Consider the following 17,163-nt stretch of genomic DNA (forward strand, 5'->3'; position numbering starts at 1 on the left):
ACACGATCCGTCGGCCGAAGGCCTCCGCTTCGTGTCCGTACGGGGCACGAAGTTGGTCGTTCAGCGTTCGTCGACCATGAGGTCGATCGTGTAGTCCTCGGCGCGATAGCTGTGGTCGCCGTACTCCACGGCCGTGCCGGCACCGTCGAAGGCCATGCGGGTCATCGTGAGCACGGGTTGTGCACCGCGGATCCTGAGGTGCTTGCGCTCTGCTGGCGTGGGCATCCGGGCGGCGATCGACTGGTGGGCCACGACCGCATGAACACCTCGGGCCCGCAACGCGGCGTACAGGCCGGTCGCCTCGAGTTCGTCGCGCGAGACGTCTCCGTATGCCGGGGGTAGCCAGTTGCGCATCACCGCGAGCGGAGCGTCTCCCGCCAGTCGAAGGCGGACAATGGCGAGCAGGGGTGTCTCAACGGGAAGATCAAGCGCGCTCGCAGCGCTCTGGTCGGTCACTGTCTCGTGCTCGAGCAGGATCGTGCGCGGTACCCGACCCTCGCGTTGGAGGTCATCGAAGAGGCTGCTCAGTGCCACGCGTCGATGCACCTTGCGGTTGGCGACGGTCGTGCCGAGGCCGCGTCGCCGCACGAGCAGACCCTGGTCGACCATCTCCTGGATGGCCCGTCTCACGGTGGGCCGCGAGAGCGAAAGACGTTGTGCGAGAGCCACTTCGTTCTCGAACGGGTCCCCCGGTTGGAGGCGCCCGTCGTTCACCGCAGCGCACAACTGCTCGGAGAGCTGGTGATAGAGCGGGACCGGTGAGGTCCGGTCGATGCTCACGTCCACGAGCTGTGCGGTCATGTCGGGCACAGTAGCGAAACCGGGCGCAAATGACCATATGTCCTAACAAAGGTTGACACGAGTGACCTCGGGGCGGAACAGTTCTCGGCATGAGGATCGGACTGGCCGGCGTGGGCCGCATCGGCGCCTTCCACGCGAGCACTCTCGCGGGGTTGGACGCCGTCGACGAAGTCGTTGTCGCCGACCTCGATGCAGGTCTCGCCGCGAGGGTTGCTGCTGAACAGGGACTGACGGCGGCACCCGACATCGAGGCGCTCCTGACCTCAGGCGTCGACGCATTCGTCATCACCACCGCAACCACAGCGCACGCCGCGCTGCTCCGCCAAGCGCTCGGGGCCGGCATACCCACGTTCTGCGAAAAGCCCGTCGCCGCAACGCTCGACGAGACGATCTCGCTGACAGAGCTCGCCGAAAGCGGCGACACGCCCGTGCACATCGGCTTCCAGCGCCGTTTCGACCTGGGCTACCGACGGGCCAGGGCCGCGGTCGACGCCGGTGAACTCGGCACGATCCACGCCATCCGTGCCCTCACCCACGACCAGGAACCGCCGCACGCGGCCTACATCCCGACGAGTGGCGGCATCTTCCGCGACTGCTCGGTCCACGACTTCGACATCGTCCGCTTCGTCACGGGCGCAGAGGTCGACACGGTCTACGCCACGGGTGAGAACAAGGGGGCCGACTTCTTCGCGGCGGCCGGCGACGTCGACACCGGCGCCGCGATCCTCACCCTCGACGACGGCACGCTCGTCACGGCGACGTCCACGCGCTACTCCGGTGGCGGGCACGACGTGCGCATGGAGGTCATGGGTTCGGACGGCAGCATCGCGGTCGGCCTCGACGACTCGCTCGCTCTGCGTTCGGCCGAGGAGGGTGTCGCGTTCCCGGCCGGACCCGCGCACCAGTCGTTCATGCAGCGTTTCCTCGCGGCGTACCGCGCCGAGCTCACTGCCTTCTGTGACGTGGCCGCTGGCCGCATCGCCAGCCCGTGCACCATTCGCGACGCCCTCCAGGCGTTCCGGGTCGCGGAGGCGTGCGAGCTGTCCCGCGCCCAGCGCCGACTCGTGTCGATGTTCGAGATCCCCGACGCACCCCCACTCACCACCACGAAGGCCACCGCATGACGACGCCCGTCCGCCCGCCCCTGACCGAGCGCATCGCCGGCGCCCCCATCTCGTGGGGGGTGTGTGAGGTCCCCGGCTGGGGCCACCAGCTCGACGTCGACACCGTGCTGCGCCAGATGCGGGAGGTCGGCATCGTCGCCACCGAGTTCGGGCCCGACGGCTTCCTGCCCGACGCACCCGCAGACAAGGCGGCGACCCTGTCCGACGCCGGCCTGCGCGCGGTCGGCCAGTTCGTCCCCGCGGTGCTCCATGACGCCGAACACGACCCGCTGCCCGAGGTCGAGATCGCGATGGAAGGGCTCGTCGCGGCCGGTGCCTCCACCGTCGTCATCGCCGCTGCCACGGGCGTCGAGGGGTACGACGCGCGCCCCGAGCTCAGCGATGCGCAATGGGCCAGCCTTCTCGCCAACCTCGACCGCATCACCGACGCCGCCGAGGGTCACGGACTGATTGCCACCCTCCACCCTCATGTCGGCACCCTCGTGGAGTCCGGGGTGGAGGCCGAGCGGGTCCTCGGCGGATCGCGCATCGGACTCTGTCTGGACACCGGGCACCTGCTCATCGGCGGCGGCGACCCGGTCGAACTGGCTCGCCTTCGCCCGGACCGCATCGCCCACGTGCACCTCAAGGACGTGCGGCTCGACCTCGCCAAGGGCGTCCAGGAGGGTCGCCAGAGCTACACCGGCGCCGTCGCGGACGGGATGTACGTCCCCCTCGGCGCCGGCGACGTCGACATCGCCGCGATCGTCGGCTCGCTCGAAGACGCCGGGTATGCCGGGTGGTACGTCCTCGAGCAGGACACCATCCTGACGGGGTCACCTTCACAGACGGGGGTCGACCCGACCGCCGACGTGCGGGCCTCGATCGCCCACATCACCGCCATCGCGGAGCGAGTCGAGAGGCGCGGGGACACTCATGGGTGAGCGCGGGTCCCACGCTCTGCGTGGGCCGGGATTCGACCTCGTCGCCATCGGGCGCACGGGCGTCGACATCTATCCCCTGCAGCACGGCGTGGGCCTCGAAGACGTGAGCACGTTCCAGAAGTTCCTCGGTGGCAGCGCCACCAACGTCGCCGTCGCTGCGGCGCAGTACGGTCACCGGGTCAGCCTGGTGACGAAGGTCGGCCCGGACGCGTTCGGACGCTACGTGCAGCGAGAGGCCGAGCGCCTCGGGATCGACCCGGTCCACATCAGCGCGCTCGAGGGTGAGTCGGGGCGCGTGCCGCCCACCCCGGTGACGCTCTGCGAGGTGCATCCCCCGGACGACTTCCCGTTGACGTTCTATCGCTACCCCATTGCGCCCGACCTCATGGTGGAGCCGACCGACGAGATCCTCGCCGATGTCCAGGATGCGCGCATCTTCTGGGCAACCGTGACCGGACTGTCCCAGGAGCCCTCTCGCGCAACGCATTTCACGCTGTGGGAGGGTCGGGCCAAAGCGGAGCACACGATTCTCGACCTCGACTACCGGCCGATGTTCTGGTCCTCTGCTGACGAGGCGAGCGAGCAGGTCGGGCGGGCGCTCGACCACGTGACGATCGCCGTAGGCAACCGCGAGGAGTGTGAGGTCGCCGTCGGCGAGACCGACCCGCAGAGAGCTGCCGATGCCCTGCTGGATCGCGGACTGGAACTCGCGGTCGTCAAGCAGGGACCGCGGGGGGTGCTGGCTGCGACGCGTGACGAGCGAGTCGAGGTGGCGCCGTTCCCGATGGAGGTCGTCAACGGGCTCGGCGCCGGAGACGCGTTCGGTGGTGCTCTTGTCCACGGGTTGCTCGCGGGTTGGGACCTGCGTCGCACCATCGAGTTCGCCAACGTCGCCGGGGCCATCGTCGCCGGGCGACTCGAATGTTCGACCGCGATGCCGACGACCGCCGAGGTCGAATCGGCGCTGGCTGCGGCAGGGAGGCTGTGATGGAACTCGGCGAACTCACCAGGACCAGGGTCACCGATCCCGGCCGCATTGCCACCACGTGGGTCGCGCGCCGTCGTCGTCCCCTCGTGGGTGACGACGGCCGAATGCTCCTCATCGCGGCCGATCACCCCGCGCGTGGCGCCCTCGGAGTCCGCGGCGATGCGACGGCCATGGCCAGCCGGCGCGACCTGCTCGACCGGCTCGTCACGGCCCTGGCTCGGCCGGGTGTGGACGGAGTGCTCGCCACCCCCGACGTCCTCGACGACCTCGTCCTGCTGGGCGCGCTCGACGACAAGGTCGCCATCGGGTCGATGAACCGCGGCGGCCTCCAGGGCGCAATCTTTGAGCTCGACGACCGCTTCACGGCCTACACCGCTGACGAGATCGCGGCGCGGGGACTCGACGGCGGCAAGATGCTCACCCGCATCTGTCTCGGCGACCCCGGCACGGTGTCGACCCTCGAGGCCAGCGCCCACGCCGTCACCGGGCTCGCCCAGCACGGGCTCATGGCGATGGTCGAACCCTTCCTCTCGGTCGTCGAGGACGGCCGCGTCCGCAACCTCCTCGACCCGGACTCGACGATCGCGTCGATCGGCATCGCGAGCGGGCTCGGTGCGAGCAGCGCGCACACCTGGCTCAAGCTCCCCGTTGTCGACGACCTCCCTCGCGTCATGGAGGCGACGACGTTGCCAACCCTCCTGCTCGGGGGAGACCCGCAAGGAGACCCACAGGACACGTATGCCGCCTGGGCCGACGCGCTCACCCTTCCGGCCGTGGCCGGTCTCGTCGTGGGGCGGGCCCTGCTCTACCCGCCCGACGGTGACGTGGCAGCTGCCGTCGACATCGCCTCGGGGCTCGTCCATGGGAGCGCCTCGTGAGCCCCTCTGGGTACGGCGCAGACAACGCGCGATGGTTTCGACCCATGGGCACGCTCGATGACGGCGAGTTCCGGGTCGCGGTCACGCCGACCGCGACCAACCCTCCAGAGGGATGGCAGCACACGACGCTCAGAGTTGCCTGGCTGGGTGATGGCGGCTACGTCGAGCACGACACCGCCGAGGAGGAGATGGTCGTCGTGCCGCTGGCCGGCTCGGTGACGATCGACATCGACGGTGCGGAATCGATCTCCCTCGACGGACGGGCGAGCGTGTTCGACGGACCGAGCGACACGGCATACCTCCCGCGTCAGCGTCGGATCACGGTGCGCAACAGCGGAACTGGCATGGCACGGGTGGCGCTGTGCGGTGCGCGCGCGACCACCGATCGCGAACCGTGTCGGATCTCGGCGCAGGAAGCCAAGCCGGAACTGCGTGGCGCCGGGAACGCGAGTCGTGAGGTGCGCGCCTTCGGGCTGCCGCCGGTCCTCGACGCGGACGCGATCCTCGTCTGCGAAGTCATCACGCCGGCCGGCAACTGGAGCTCGTGGCCTCCGCACAAGCACGACGAGGACCACCCGGGCGTCGAGTCCGAGCTCGAGGAGATCTACTACTTCGAGACGCGCTCCACGGACCCGCGAGGGACGGATCCGGTTGGCTATCAGCGGGTCTACGGCACGGGTGACCGGCCGATCGACGTGCTCGCCGAGGTCCGCACGGGTGATGTCGTCCTGGTACCCCACGGCTGGCACGGGCCTGCGATGGCCGCACCAGACGCCGACCTCTACTACCTCAACGTCATGGCCGGGCCGGGCACCGAGCGTGCCTGGCTCATCAACGACGATCCCGCGCACGCCTGGGTCCGCGAGGGCTGGACGGACGCGGTCGTGGACCCGAGACTTCCTTTCAGCAGCGATGGAGGTGCGAGCCATGAGTGAGACAGTGCGGCTCACAGTGGCGCAGGCGACGATCCGCTTCCTCGGCCAGCAGTGGTCCGAGCGTGACGGTGAGCGCCAGCGGCTCTTCGCTGGCTGCCTCGGCATCTTCGGCCACGGCAACGTCGCGGGCATAGGTCAGGCCCTGCTGCAGGAGGAGCTGCGCGCCGCTGAGCGCGATGCCGTCGCCGACCTCCCCTATGTCCTTGCACGCAACGAGCAGGCGATGGTCCACACCGCCGTCGGCTACGCGAAGCACAAGGACCGGCTCCAGACCTGGGTCTGCACGGCCTCGGTCGGACCCGGCTCGACGAACATGCTCACCGGCGCCGCGCTCGCGACGATCAACCGGATTCCGGTGCTGCTACTGCCCTCTGGCACGTTCGCGACGCGCGTCTCGTCCCCGGTTCTCCAGGAGCTCGAGACGTCGTATGCCGGTGACCTGACTGTCAATGACGCCTTCCGTCCGCTGTCCCGCTTCTTCGACGAGGTCATGCGGCCCGAACAGCTGCCGTCCGCCCTGCTGTCGGCGATGCGCGTCCTCACCGACCCCGTGGAGACGGGTGCGGTCACGATCTCCTTGCCTCAGGACGTGCAGGCCGAGGCGTTCGACTGGCCGGTCGAGCTCTTCGACGAGCGGGTGTGGCACGTGGCCCGTCCCGTGCCCGAGGCGTCGCGGATCGCAGCTGCTGCCGACCTCATTCGCTGCGCCAAGAAGCCACTCATCATCGCTGGCGGCGGCGTGCACTACTCGGGCGCCGAAGACGCATTGGCAGCCTTCGCGTCGGCAACCGGGGTGCCCGTGGCCGAAACCCAAGCGGGCAAGGGGTCGTTGCTCCACGGCCACCCGCACCTGGTGGGTGCAATCGGATCGACCGGAACGACCGCAGCCAACGCGCTCGCCGCCGAGGCCGACGTCGTCATCGGCATTGGGACGCGCTGGGGCGACTTCACCACGGCTTCGCGAACGGCCTTCGCCCGCAACGGTGTTCGCTTCGTCAACATCAACATCGCGTCGTTCGACGCGGGCAAGCAGGCTGGGCTCTCCGTCGTGGGTGACGCTCGAGAGGCGCTCGCCGCGCTCACTGTTGCCATCGATGGCTGGTCCGTGTCGGCCGCCTATCGCAAGCGGCAGGGCACCCTGTGGCGCCGATGGGACAAGGCGGTCGATGCGGCATACGCTCCGCCTCTGTCCGTGACCGACAAGCTTGCCGACGGACTTCTGACCCAGGCTTTTGTCATCGGTGCGGTCAATGAGCTGAGCGACCCGCGGGACGTCGTGCTGTGCGCCGCCGGCTCGATGCCCGGTGACTTGCACAAGCTGTGGCGGGTGCGTGACCGCAAGGGCTATCACGTCGAATACGGCTACTCGTGCATGGGCTACGAGGTGCCCGCATCGATCGGGATCCGGCTCGCCGACCCGACCCGCGACGTCTTCGCGATGGTCGGTGATGGTGGCTACCTGATGATGCCGACCGAGCTCGTCACCGCCGTGCAGGAGCGGGTCAAGGTCATCGTCGTCCTCGTGCAGAACCACGGGTTCCACTCCATCGGATCGCTCTCCGAGGGGCTGGGCTCGCAACGCTTCGGGACGGCCTACCGGCGTCGTGGTGACGCATCGCACCGGCTCGACGGCGACGTCCTGCCAGTCGACCTCGCCGCCAACGCCCGCAGCCTGGGGGCCCACGTCATCGAGGTGCACTCACGCGAGGAGCTCACCACCGCGATCGTCGCGGCCAAGGCCTGGCGCAGTGATGGTGGACCGGTGGTCATCCACGTCGAGACCGACCCACGGGTCTTCTCGCCCGACAGTGAGAGCTGGTGGGACGTGCCGGTCGCGCAGGTCAGCGAGCTCGACTCGACCCAGGGCGCCTTCGACGCCTATGTCGAGCACAAGCAGGACCAGCGCCCGCTCGTCGGCCCCGGGGAGAAGTCATGAGCGACGTGCTGCGCGTTGGCGTCGTCGGCGTCGGGATCATGGGCGCCGACCATGCCGAGAGGGTCGTCCGGCGGACCGCTCACGCCCGCCTCGTCGCCGTTGCCGATCCCGATGAGGTGCGCGCCAAAGAGCTCGCGGGGCGCTTCGACGGGGTGCGGGCAGGCGCGGATGCGCTCGAACTCATCGCATCCGAGGACGTCGAGGCCGTGATCCTGGCTTCGCCAGGGTTCGTCCACGAGGAGCAGGTGCTCGCCTGCCTCGCGGTCGGCAAGCCGGTGCTCTGCGAGAAGCCGCTGACGATGGACTCGGACTCCTCCCTGCGGCTGGTCCAGGCCGAACGGGACCTTGGGCGGCGACTCATCCAGGTCGGGTTCATGCGCCGATTCGACCCGGAGTACACCCAGCTCAAGTCGGTGCTCTCCGGCGGGACTCTTGGCCGAACCCTCCTGCTCCACAACGTCCACCGCAATGCCTCGGTCCCCAACGCCGACTTCCGCTCCGAGATGATCGTGCGTGACAGCCTCGTCCACGAGGTCGACGTCGCCCGCTTCCTCTTCGGTGAGGAGGTTGTGGCGATCCAGGTGCTGTCGCCCGCGCCGACCTCCCACGCGTCGGCCGGCGTGATCGACCCACAGGTCGCGATTTTCACCATGGCCGGCGGTGGCCTCGTCACGAACGAGGTGTTCGTCAACAGCCAGATCGGCTACGAAGTCCGGTGCGAGGCCGTCGCAGAACGCGGCTCCGTCGTCATCGGGCGCGCATCGTCAGGTCTCTACTCCACCTCCCTCGCGGTCGACGGCCTCGGCCGCTGGGGTGGCTCCATACCGGCGGACTACCGCACGAGGTTCGCCACGGCATACGACCTCGAAGTCCAGGCGTGGGTCGACTCGGCCCTGCGGGGCGAGTCCGTCGGCCCCTCCGTCTGGGACGGGTATGCCGCGACGGCAGTTTCGAGCGCCGGCATGGCTTCGCTCGCGTCCGGTGAGCGCGTCACCGTCGATCTCGTCGACAGACATCGACCCACAAACTCTGCCTCCAGAACCCCCACGAAGGAACAGTCATGAGCGCACCCACCCGCATCACCCACCTCATCGCCGGCCAGTCCTGGGACGGCACCGCGGAGCGCACCAGCGCCGTCTACAACCCCGCCACGGGGGAGGAGACCGGTGCCCTCGATCTGGCGTCGTCCGAGCTCGTCGGTGAGGTCGTCGCGAGGGCCAAGGAGGCGTGGGCCACGGAGTGGGGCAGCTCCTCGCTGGCCAAGCGGACCCAGGTGCTCTTCCGCTTCCGCGAACTCCTCAATGAGAAGAAGGAGGACATCGCCGCCCTCATCACGGCAGAGCACGGCAAGGTCCTCTCGGATGCCCTGGGCGAAGTGACTCGCGGTCTCGAGGTCGCTGAGTTCGCCTGCGGCATACCGCATCTGCTCAAGGGTGGCTACACCGAGAACGCCTCGACCAAGGTCGACGTCTACTCGATCCGGCAGTCGCTGGGCGTCGTTGCGGTCATCTCGCCCTTCAACTTCCCCGCGATGGTGCCGCTGTGGTTCGTGCCGGTGGCAATCGCCTGCGGGAACGCCGTCGTCCTCAAGCCCAGTGAGAAGGACCCGTCGGCGGTGGTCGCCGTCGCCGAGCTCTGGCGCGAGGCCGGACTGCCGGACGGGGTGATGAACGTCGTCCACGGCGACAAGGAAGCCGTCGACGCGCTGCTCACCCACCCCGACGTGCGCGCGGTGTCCTTTGTGGGCTCGACGCCCATCGCGCGCTACGTCTACGAGACCGGCACCGCCCACGGCAAACGTGTCCAGGCGCTCGGCGGGGCAAAGAACCACATGCTCGTCCTGCCTGACGCCGACCTCGACCTGGCTGCCGACGCGGCCGTCAACGCCGGCTTCGGGTCAGCCGGTGAGCGGTGCATGGCGATCTCGGCGCTGGTGGCCGTGGAGCCGATCGCCGATGAGCTCATCGAGAAGATCAAGGACCGCGTCGGCAAGCTCGTCACCGGCGACGGCACCCGTGGCGCCGACATGGGACCGCTGGTCACCAAGCAGCACCGCGACAAGGTGGCGTCCTACCTCGACGCCGGGGTCGAGTCGGGGGCCGACCTCGTGGTGGACGGTCGCGACCTCGACATCGATGCCGACGGGGAGGGCTTCTTCCTGGCGCCCACCCTCTTCGACAAGGTCTCTCGTGACATGACGATCTACACGGACGAGATCTTCGGTCCCGTGCTCTCCGTCCTGCGGGTCCAGTCCTACGACGAGGGGCTCGAGCTCATCAACGCCAACCCCTACGGCAACGGCACGGCGATCTTCACCAACGACGGTGGGGCCGCGCGACGCTTCCAGAACGAGGTCGAGGTCGGCATGGTCGGCATCAACGTCCCCATCCCGGTGCCGATGGCCTACTACTCCTTCGGTGGCTGGAAGAACTCGCTCTTCGGCGACAGTCACGCCCACGGGATGGAGGGCGTCAACTTCTTCACCCGCGGCAAGGTGGTGACGTCGCGATGGCTGGACCCGTCGCACGGTGGCCTCAACCTGGGCTTCCCCCAGAACACCTGAGGTTCGCCCCACGCCCGGGTTCACCAGAAGCGCGAGCCCGGCCCGCCCTTGAACGGCCCGACCACTCGGCTCGTGATCCATCCGCCATAGAACCCGCCCTCCTGGGGGCGGACCACCTCGTCGTCGACGCGGCACTCGTCCATCGCCGCGGGCATGACGGCCACGTGGTCAATGATGGCCTCGAACCCGGGGGACGGGTCCGGGTAGGTCCAGGCGGCGCTCGGTGCCGTGATCGCACCACCGACGACGTCGAAATAGGCTGCGGCGCCCTTGAACTCGCACCAGCTCGAGCCGGGCGCTCGCCTCAGCGCGCCATCGGCAAAGTCGCCGAGCGGCACATAGTAGGTCGGCGGGTGACTGGTCTCCAGGACGCGGAGGGTCGCGGTGGAGCTGGCGACCATCACACCACCCAGCCGGATCTGCACCAGCTCGCCGGTGGGTTCGACCCGCGGTGGTCGGGGGTAGCTCCACACCGACTCCTGGCCGGGTGCTGCAACGTCCGGCTCGGGCCACGACGAACTCATGAAGGGTCCTCGAACGCCGCCATCATCGTGCCCTCCGGTCGCCGGGCGCCAGTGCTTCTCGGGCCATCTCAGGATAGGTGGCAGCGACCCGATCAACCGTCTCCGGTCGGCGACAGCCAAGAGTTGATGTCTTGGCGAGAACTCGCCAATCACCTCCATCCGGCGGAGTCCGGCCGTGCTGATTCGTTAGCCTTGGGGCACTCATTCGCATTACCAGGGGGACTTCGTGACACCACGTGCATGCCGCGTGCTCACCATCGGTGCCATCATCGGCGCTCTCGCACTCACCGGCTGCTCTGGCAGCGACGGCGACGGCAACGCCAAGCCCGAAACCTCCAGCTCCGACCAGGGCGCCAGCGGCGGGGTCACCAAGGACCCCGGGGCGGACGCTCGGGCCAACGGGGCGAAGGCAACCGGGATCGACCTCAAGAACCCGCCCAAGGCGATCGCGTCGATCACCGTTCCCGGGGCTCCGAAGGGTGAAGTGACCGACACCTTGGTCGAGCTCGTGAAGTTCGAAGAGCGCGGCAAGGTCCTTCTGGCGGTCTATCGCGTCACGCCGCACGGCACCAAGGAGGAGACGTCACTGCAGCGCGCCCTGACCTGGCGTCCGAACCTCATCGACCCGGTCAACCTCAAGCTCTACGAGGCTGTCGCCGAGCTCACCACCGGCTTCCTGGGGGACCTGGTGATGAATGAGCCCAACTACGTCATGGCTGGCTTCGCCGTCCCGCAGAACACGGACACCATCGACGTGGGTGTGAGCCACGACGGCGTGCGCATGGAAGGCGTCAAACTTCCGTGACGGCCAGGGCAGTGGTCGCAACCGTCGTCGGCCTCGTCGCCGCGGTGACGTTCTCCGGTCCGGTGCAGGCCGCGGATCTCGACATCAACAACTTGCCCGAGGTCTCCGACTCCAAGCTCGCCGCCAGCGTCAAGGACCTTCGGGTCACCGTGAAGGACATCCGAGTCCCGCAACCCACCGACGTCAGGACTGAGAGCACCGACGGTCCCGAGAAGGTCGTCACGCTCAACTCGGACATCCTCTTCACCTTTGACAAGGCGACCATCAAACCGGCTGCCGTCGGCAAGATCGGTGAGCTCGTCACAGGCCTCCCCCAGAAGGCCAAGGTCTCCGTCGGAGGGCACACCGACTCGCTCGGCACGGACGCCCGCAACCTCGCGCTGTCCCGGGAACGGGCCACCACGGTGGCTGCGGCCATCAAGGCGGCGCGTCCCGACCTCATCCTCACCGTCAAAGGCTTCGGCAAGTCCCAACCCGTGGCGTCCAACGGCTCTGCCGCGAAGGACGACCCGGAGGGCCGTGCCAAGAACCGCAGGGTCGAGATCCGCTACGCCAGCTGAACGGCATACCCGGCGACGACGACATCCCCGCCTGCCAGTTCGCGGGTGAGCAGATCGATGTGGCTCAGCCACGGTGGACCGCCGCATCCTCTCGAGCCGGCTGACCGGCGTCGAAGTGGGCGACGACCTCGGCCGGCAGCTCCGGCACGGCCAGTGCGGAGCCGTCAGTGCGCAGAGATTGCGTGGCGATGACACCGGCCGCCACGGCCTCGCGCGCGGCCACGGGGCTCGTGTCCGTGGTGCCGCCCTCGATCGCGAAGCGCAGGAACTCGGCGATGAGCTTGGGGTCCGCGCCGCCGTGACCGCCCTCGCCGTCAAGGATCGTGATGACCTGGTCGGGCTCGGCGCGCCCCTCCGAGCGGTGGGTCCACACGTGGATCTCCTCACCGGGTCCGTCGCCGAGGTTTTCGATCCGACCGGCCGTCCCGATGACGGTGTAGTTGCGCCAGTAGTCGGGCGTGAAGTGGCACTGCTGGTAGGACGCGAGCACGCCGTTGTCGAGGCGCATCTGCATCATCGAGATGTCCTCGACGTCGATGATGGGGTTGAGTGCGTGCTGCTCCAGTGGCGGCCAGTTGTCGAGCGAATACCAGTCACCCATGCGCTGATCGGAGTTGTCGCGCCGATCGGTCACCTGGCCATAGACGGCGAGATCGCCGATGGCGGACACCGTGCGCGTGTAGCCACCGGCAAGCCAGTGCATGACGTCGATGTCGTGAGCACCCTTCTGCAGCAACAGACTTGTCGTGTTGGCGCGTTCGGCGTGCCAGTCCTTGAAGTAGTAGTCGCCACCGTGCCCGACGAAGTGACGGCACCACACCGCCTTGACCTCGCCGATGGTGCCGGCCTCGATGAGTTCACGCATCTGGCGGATGACGGGCATGTGCCGCATGTTGTGTCCGACATAGAGCCGGGTCCCGGTCTCGTATGCCGTGGTCAACAGTGCGTCGGTCGCCTCCAGCGTGACGTCGAGCGGCTTCTCGCAAAACGTGGGTATGCCGGCCTTCAGCGTTTCGATACCGACGCTCGCGTGCTGGTTGTCCGGGGTGAGGACGAGGACCCCGTCGGGTCGGCTCGCGATGAGTTCGGCGAGGCTGCTGGTGACGACGGCGTCGGGCAGGCGCTCGGCCGCGTCGGCCCGGCCCTTCTCGCTGGTGTCGCACACGATGCTGATGCGGGCACCGGTGCTGTTCTCGACGTGGCGGTAGAGCCCCGCCCGGAGTCCGAAGCCGACGATTCCGACGTTGAGCTGCTGCATGGTGTGCCCTCTCGTGAGCGTGTTAATCGATTCAGGTCGTGGGGGTGCTGAGGCGTTGGGAGTCATGCGGCGGCCTCAGATTCCGAGCGTCGTCTCGCGGTCGAAGACCTGCCACGCGAAGGCGTGGGCACGCCGCGGCGAGGTGTCCGCACCGGTGGCGCGGCCGACGAGGAGGTCGGCGACGGCGTCGAAGAACCCTTCCGGCCCGACACTGGTCAGGCCCACTCCACCACTGCGGTCATCGAAGGCATTGCCGACACCGGCAATCCCGATGTCGGTGCCGGGGCGCAACCCGAGCACCGCCGCGGCGCCCAGGGCAGCCTGAGCAATGTATTCGGATGTGGCCATGAGGGCACGTGGACGATCAGGGCTGCGGAGCACGGTGAGGGCCGCGCGGAAGGCCGAGGTCTCGTCGTCGCCGGCGGGCGGGCACCACTGCGGACGCACGTCCATCCCGCGCGCTTCCAGTGCCTCCACATAGGCCATGGCCCGGTGGCTGACGGATGCCGGTTCAAGGCCCTTCGGGGTGAGAAGACCGACGGTCTCGAACTGGTCGATCAGGCGATCAGCGAGCAGCCGACAGCCGGCGGGCTCTTCACTGCGAACGACGTCGAAGCCATCAGGCTTGAGATCCGAGTGCAACACGACGAGGTTGTGTCCGCGAGCAGCCAATGAGGAGAACAGGTCCTGATCCTTGGGTGTGGCGGAGTCGATGAAGATCGCGTCGCTCTGGACCGAGTTCACCAGGGGCAGCCAGTCGGTGTCGGCGGCGATGAGCGGAGTGAGCCCCGCTGCGGCCGCAGACCGTGAGACCGCTCGCACGATCGACAGGCTCCACGGGTCCGACAGCATCGTCAGCGACAACAGGATCGTCCCGGTGCGACCGGTCCGGACCGCGCGGGCCGAGGAGTTGGGGACATAGCCCAGATCCTCGGCAGCCGACCGGACGCGGACCGCGGTGTCCTCACGGACTCCCGTGGCCTGGGCACCCGGACGGCCGGAGAGGACGTAGGACACGGTGGCGACGGAGACACCGGCACGCTCGGCGACCATGCGAATGGTCGGCCGTCGTGTCGTGGAACCCTGTGCCACTGCGTCCTCCTCGTCGTTGTGTGCCCAGTGTGGCTTGTCGGTCATGCTGCCGTGCGCCCGAGGTGGGGTGTGCCGGAACGGAAGGACCCGGCATACCCCACCGAAGGGTTGGGTCAGATCGTGAAGATCTTGACGTCGTCCGGGAGGACGGCTTCGTACTCCTTGCGGATGGTGTCGCCAGCGTCCTTGCGCCAGCGGGCCACGGCGGCGTCGAGCTCGGTGATCGGAGCCCGACCGGTGACGATGTCGATGACCTTGTCGTCGAGCGCAGTCCTGGCCGGCGGGCCGAGCTTGGTGTTGGCGTCGGAGTACGTCCCGGCCGTCGCGTTGCGCCAACCCATCGCGAGCAGCTTCTCCTCCTGCTGGTGGACGTAGTCGATCGAGTCGGCGTGGCCCGGGAAGAACAGGACGTTCTCCGGCGAGGTCATGATGTTGAGAGCACCACGGACGCCCGGGATGTTCTTGAGCCCAGCGGCGTTGAGGACGGGGTTGCCGTCCGTGTCGGGGGCAAAGTCCTGACCGACCGCGCCGAAGTTCTTCTGGAGGTACTCGGTCGTCCCGAACGGTGCCGAGAGCCAGTTCATGAGCGCCAGAAGTTCACGGATCTTGGCCTCGTTGGTCGTCTTGAAGGCGGTGAACCCCACCGTGCCGTAGCCCATGTTGTGGATCGGCGTCATCCCGGACTCGAAGGCGAAGGGGATGAGGAGTTCGGTCTGAGCGTCCGCCTTGGCGTCCCAGAACTTGCTGGCGGCGTGCGGGCCGACCTCGACGAGGGTGGCCAAACTGCCGGTGGCGACGCGCGGCACAGCGTCAGTGATGTTGGCGTCGGGATAGAACGCACCTGCCTTGAAGAGCTGGGCGGCGAAGTCCACCGAAGCCTTGAACTGCTCGGTCTCGTAGCGGTGGACGAGCTTGCCGTCGCCCGTGGCCATCCAGTTGCCGAGCACGCCGTGCCACTGCGAGATCATGTGGACGACGTTGATGTAGGCCGGTTCGAGGGCGTAGCGGTTGCCCTTGGGGTCGTTGATCTCCTTGACCTTGTCCATGAACTCGGCGCCCGAGGTGCACTGGAGTCCGCCGACCTCGGACCACACGGCCTTGTTACCGAACATGACCTGGCCATAGGGCGTCGACGGGATCGGGGCGCCCCAGATCTTGCCGCCCACAACAGCGGTCTTCCACGACTCGGACTTCAGCGCCGCGAGGTTGGGGTACTCGAGGACGGCGTCACCGCTGAGGTACTTCGTGAGGTCCTGGAACTTCGCCTCGAGCATCGCGCCGACGTTGGGGATGCCCTGATTCGGCGGCACCCACATGAGGTCCGGCAGGTCGTTCGACGCGAGGACGGTCGCGAATTTGGACGGGTAGTCGTCGATGACGATCTGCATGTCGAGCTCACCACCGAGGGCAGTGTTGAGGCGGCCCCAGTAGGGGTTGTCCTTCATGCCGGGCGACACCGTGTCGAAGGTCTGGGACAGCGCCGTGACGCGACCCTTGAGCGGAGCGCCCTTCGTCGAGGCGACGGGGTTGGGCATCTTGCGGAAGCCGGCCTGAAGGCCCTGGGCGTTGCCCGGGAAGTCGGGGGTCGCGCCGGTGAACTCCTTGTAGGTGGGGAGCTTGAGCGACGCCGAGTCGGCGGCGCCTCCACCGGAGCCGGGCTTGGGGCCACGGCTGCAGGACGCGAGGCTCACGCCAGCGGTGACCAGGCCCATGGCTCCGAGGAAGTTGCGGCGGTTGAGGCTGGGTGAGGGAGTGGATGACGGCGTCATTGATGTGAACCTCTCGTGTGGGTGTGACTCAACGGGATGGGGCAGGGGTGGGGCAGTGGTGGGGCAGAGGAAGAGGGCGTCAGCCCTTGACGGCGCCGGTGATGACGCCCTTGGTGAAGTGGCGCTGGAGGAACGGGTAGAGCAGGCAGATGGGGACGAGGGCGATGACGACAACGGCCATCTTGAGTGACTGCGGCGGGGCCGAAACGCCGACGCCGAGCTGGTCAGCGGCGACTTGCGAACCCTGGATGACGTAGTTGCGCAGGATGATCTGCACGGGCCAGAGGTTCTGGTCGTTGATGTAGAGCAGTGCATTGAAGAAGGAGTTCCAGAAGCCGACGGCGTAGAAGAGGCCGACGACGGCGACGACCGCCTTGGACAGTGGGAGCACGATCTTCCAGAGGATCTGCCAGTCGGAGGCGCCGTCCATCTCGGCGCTCTCGATGAGCTCGCGCGGGATGTTCATGAAGAACGCGCGCATGACCACGAAGTTGAAGGCCGCGAACACTCCCGGGAGGATCAGCGACCACACGCTGTCGAGCAGGCCGAGCTGACGGAGCATGAGGAATGACGGGATGAGCCCGGGCGCGAAGAGCAGGGTGAAGAGCACGCCGATGATCACCGGCCGGCCGAAGAGCACCTTGCGACTCGTGGCGTAGGCCATCGTGATCGTGACGAACAGCGCGATGAGGGTGCCGACGACGGTGACGAAGAGACTGACTCCCAACGCCCGGAACATCAGTGGTCCGGTGAGCAGTGCCTTGTATGCCGCGAGCGAGGGGTGCGTGGGCCACAGGACATAACCGCCGGCCTCGACCAGCTGCTCGTCGTCGGCGAGTGAGGTCGAGACGACGACGAGGATCGGGATGATGATGGCGATCGCGAAGAGGCCGAGGAAGAGGGTCTTGAAGGTCTGAAGGCCGGGGGAGGCCTTCTCCTTCCAGACGGGACGCTTGCTGTCGCGGCGCAGCTTGCGCTCGATGGTTGCTGAGGGGACGGTCATGGTT

Annotated in this window: 16 protein-coding genes; 10 read left to right on the plus strand and 6 right to left on the minus strand. The window is 68.0% G+C overall.

What is annotated here, in order from left to right; all coding sequences use genetic code 11:
- Positions 1–60: 60 nt before the first annotated feature.
- Positions 61–801: a GntR family transcriptional regulator gene (locus ACFQRE_RS02505; RefSeq protein WP_380118520.1), complete on the minus strand. Its 741-nt coding sequence runs from the start codon at positions 799–801 to the stop codon at positions 61–63.
- Positions 802–890: 89 nt separating this feature from the next.
- Between ACFQRE_RS02505 and ACFQRE_RS02510 the strand changes: the two genes are divergently transcribed.
- The 8 genes from ACFQRE_RS02510 to ACFQRE_RS02545 are packed head-to-tail and all read left to right on the plus strand — an operon-like array spanning position 891 to position 10,148.
- On the plus strand, positions 891–1,925 hold the full coding sequence (locus ACFQRE_RS02510) for a Gfo/Idh/MocA family protein (protein ID WP_380118522.1): 1,035 nt from the start codon (positions 891–893) through the stop codon (positions 1,923–1,925).
- On the plus strand, positions 1,922–2,848 hold the full coding sequence (locus ACFQRE_RS02515) for a TIM barrel protein (protein WP_380118525.1): 927 nt from the start codon (positions 1,922–1,924) through the stop codon (positions 2,846–2,848). The genes ACFQRE_RS02510 and ACFQRE_RS02515 overlap by 4 nt, the downstream gene beginning before the upstream one ends.
- Positions 2,841–3,836: a 5-dehydro-2-deoxygluconokinase gene (gene iolC / locus ACFQRE_RS02520; protein WP_380118528.1), complete on the plus strand. Its 996-nt coding sequence runs from the start codon at positions 2,841–2,843 to the stop codon at positions 3,834–3,836. The genes ACFQRE_RS02515 and iolC overlap by 8 nt, the downstream gene beginning before the upstream one ends.
- Positions 3,836–4,714: a class I fructose-bisphosphate aldolase gene (locus ACFQRE_RS02525; protein ID WP_380118530.1), complete on the plus strand. Its 879-nt coding sequence runs from the start codon at positions 3,836–3,838 to the stop codon at positions 4,712–4,714. The genes iolC and ACFQRE_RS02525 overlap by 1 nt, the downstream gene beginning before the upstream one ends.
- A 44-nt stretch (positions 4,715–4,758) precedes the next feature.
- Positions 4,759–5,649: a 5-deoxy-glucuronate isomerase gene (iolB, locus tag ACFQRE_RS02530; protein ID WP_380118532.1), complete on the plus strand. Its 891-nt coding sequence runs from the start codon at positions 4,759–4,761 to the stop codon at positions 5,647–5,649.
- Positions 5,642–7,585, plus strand: coding sequence for a 3D-(3,5/4)-trihydroxycyclohexane-1,2-dione acylhydrolase (decyclizing) (gene iolD / locus ACFQRE_RS02535; RefSeq protein ID WP_380118535.1), 1,944 nt, complete (start codon positions 5,642–5,644; stop codon positions 7,583–7,585). The genes iolB and iolD overlap by 8 nt, the downstream gene beginning before the upstream one ends.
- A complete protein-coding gene (locus tag ACFQRE_RS02540) occupies positions 7,582–8,649 on the plus strand; it encodes a Gfo/Idh/MocA family protein (RefSeq protein ID WP_380118538.1) in 1,068 nt (355 codons plus the stop codon). The genes iolD and ACFQRE_RS02540 overlap by 4 nt, the downstream gene beginning before the upstream one ends.
- The gene (locus tag ACFQRE_RS02545) at positions 8,646–10,148 is read left to right on the plus strand and encodes a CoA-acylating methylmalonate-semialdehyde dehydrogenase (RefSeq protein WP_380118541.1); all 1,503 of its coding nucleotides are present in this window, start codon (positions 8,646–8,648) and stop codon (positions 10,146–10,148) included. The genes ACFQRE_RS02540 and ACFQRE_RS02545 overlap by 4 nt, the downstream gene beginning before the upstream one ends.
- Before the next feature lie 20 nt (positions 10,149–10,168).
- Here the strand turns inward: ACFQRE_RS02545 and ACFQRE_RS02550 are convergent, their stop codons facing one another.
- Complete coding sequence (locus ACFQRE_RS02550) at positions 10,169–10,672, minus strand: DUF427 domain-containing protein (protein WP_380118544.1); 504 nt, start codon at positions 10,670–10,672, stop codon at positions 10,169–10,171.
- 226 nt (positions 10,673–10,898) lie between these two features.
- Here ACFQRE_RS02550 and ACFQRE_RS02555 point away from each other — a divergent pair, with 226 nt between their 5' ends.
- Positions 10,899–11,477 (plus strand): hypothetical protein, encoded by a 579-nt coding sequence (locus ACFQRE_RS02555; RefSeq protein ID WP_380118547.1) that lies wholly within the window; start codon positions 10,899–10,901, stop codon positions 11,475–11,477.
- Positions 11,474–12,037 carry an OmpA family protein gene (locus tag ACFQRE_RS02560; protein ID WP_380118550.1) on the plus strand — a complete coding sequence of 188 codons (564 nt, stop codon included), beginning with the start codon at positions 11,474–11,476 and terminating at the stop codon, positions 12,035–12,037. Before ACFQRE_RS02555 ends, ACFQRE_RS02560 begins: the two co-directional genes overlap by 4 nt.
- A 64-nt stretch (positions 12,038–12,101) precedes the next feature.
- On the opposite strand, the gene ACFQRE_RS02565 is transcribed toward ACFQRE_RS02560, so the two are convergent.
- From ACFQRE_RS02565 to ACFQRE_RS02580, 4 genes are all read right to left on the minus strand, one after another.
- Positions 12,102–13,295: a Gfo/Idh/MocA family protein gene (locus ACFQRE_RS02565; RefSeq protein WP_380118553.1), complete on the minus strand. Its 1,194-nt coding sequence runs from the start codon at positions 13,293–13,295 to the stop codon at positions 12,102–12,104.
- Between the two features lie 75 nt (positions 13,296–13,370).
- Entirely contained in the window at positions 13,371–14,432 is a 1,062-nt protein-coding gene (locus ACFQRE_RS02570) for a LacI family DNA-binding transcriptional regulator (protein WP_380118556.1), read from the minus strand.
- Between the two features lie 68 nt (positions 14,433–14,500).
- Entirely contained in the window at positions 14,501–16,156 is a 1,656-nt protein-coding gene (locus ACFQRE_RS02575) for a sugar ABC transporter substrate-binding protein (RefSeq protein WP_380118558.1), read from the minus strand.
- Between the two features lie 79 nt (positions 16,157–16,235).
- Positions 16,236–17,159, minus strand: a complete 924-nt coding sequence (locus ACFQRE_RS02580; RefSeq protein ID WP_380118561.1) for a carbohydrate ABC transporter permease — start codon at positions 17,157–17,159, stop codon at positions 16,236–16,238.
- Positions 17,160–17,163: the final 4 nt, after the last annotated feature.

Origin of the sequence: Knoellia pratensis, from assembly GCF_042666395.1 — a bacterium.
In the GTDB taxonomy this organism is placed as follows: domain Bacteria; phylum Actinomycetota; class Actinomycetes; order Actinomycetales; family Dermatophilaceae; genus Knoellia; species Knoellia pratensis.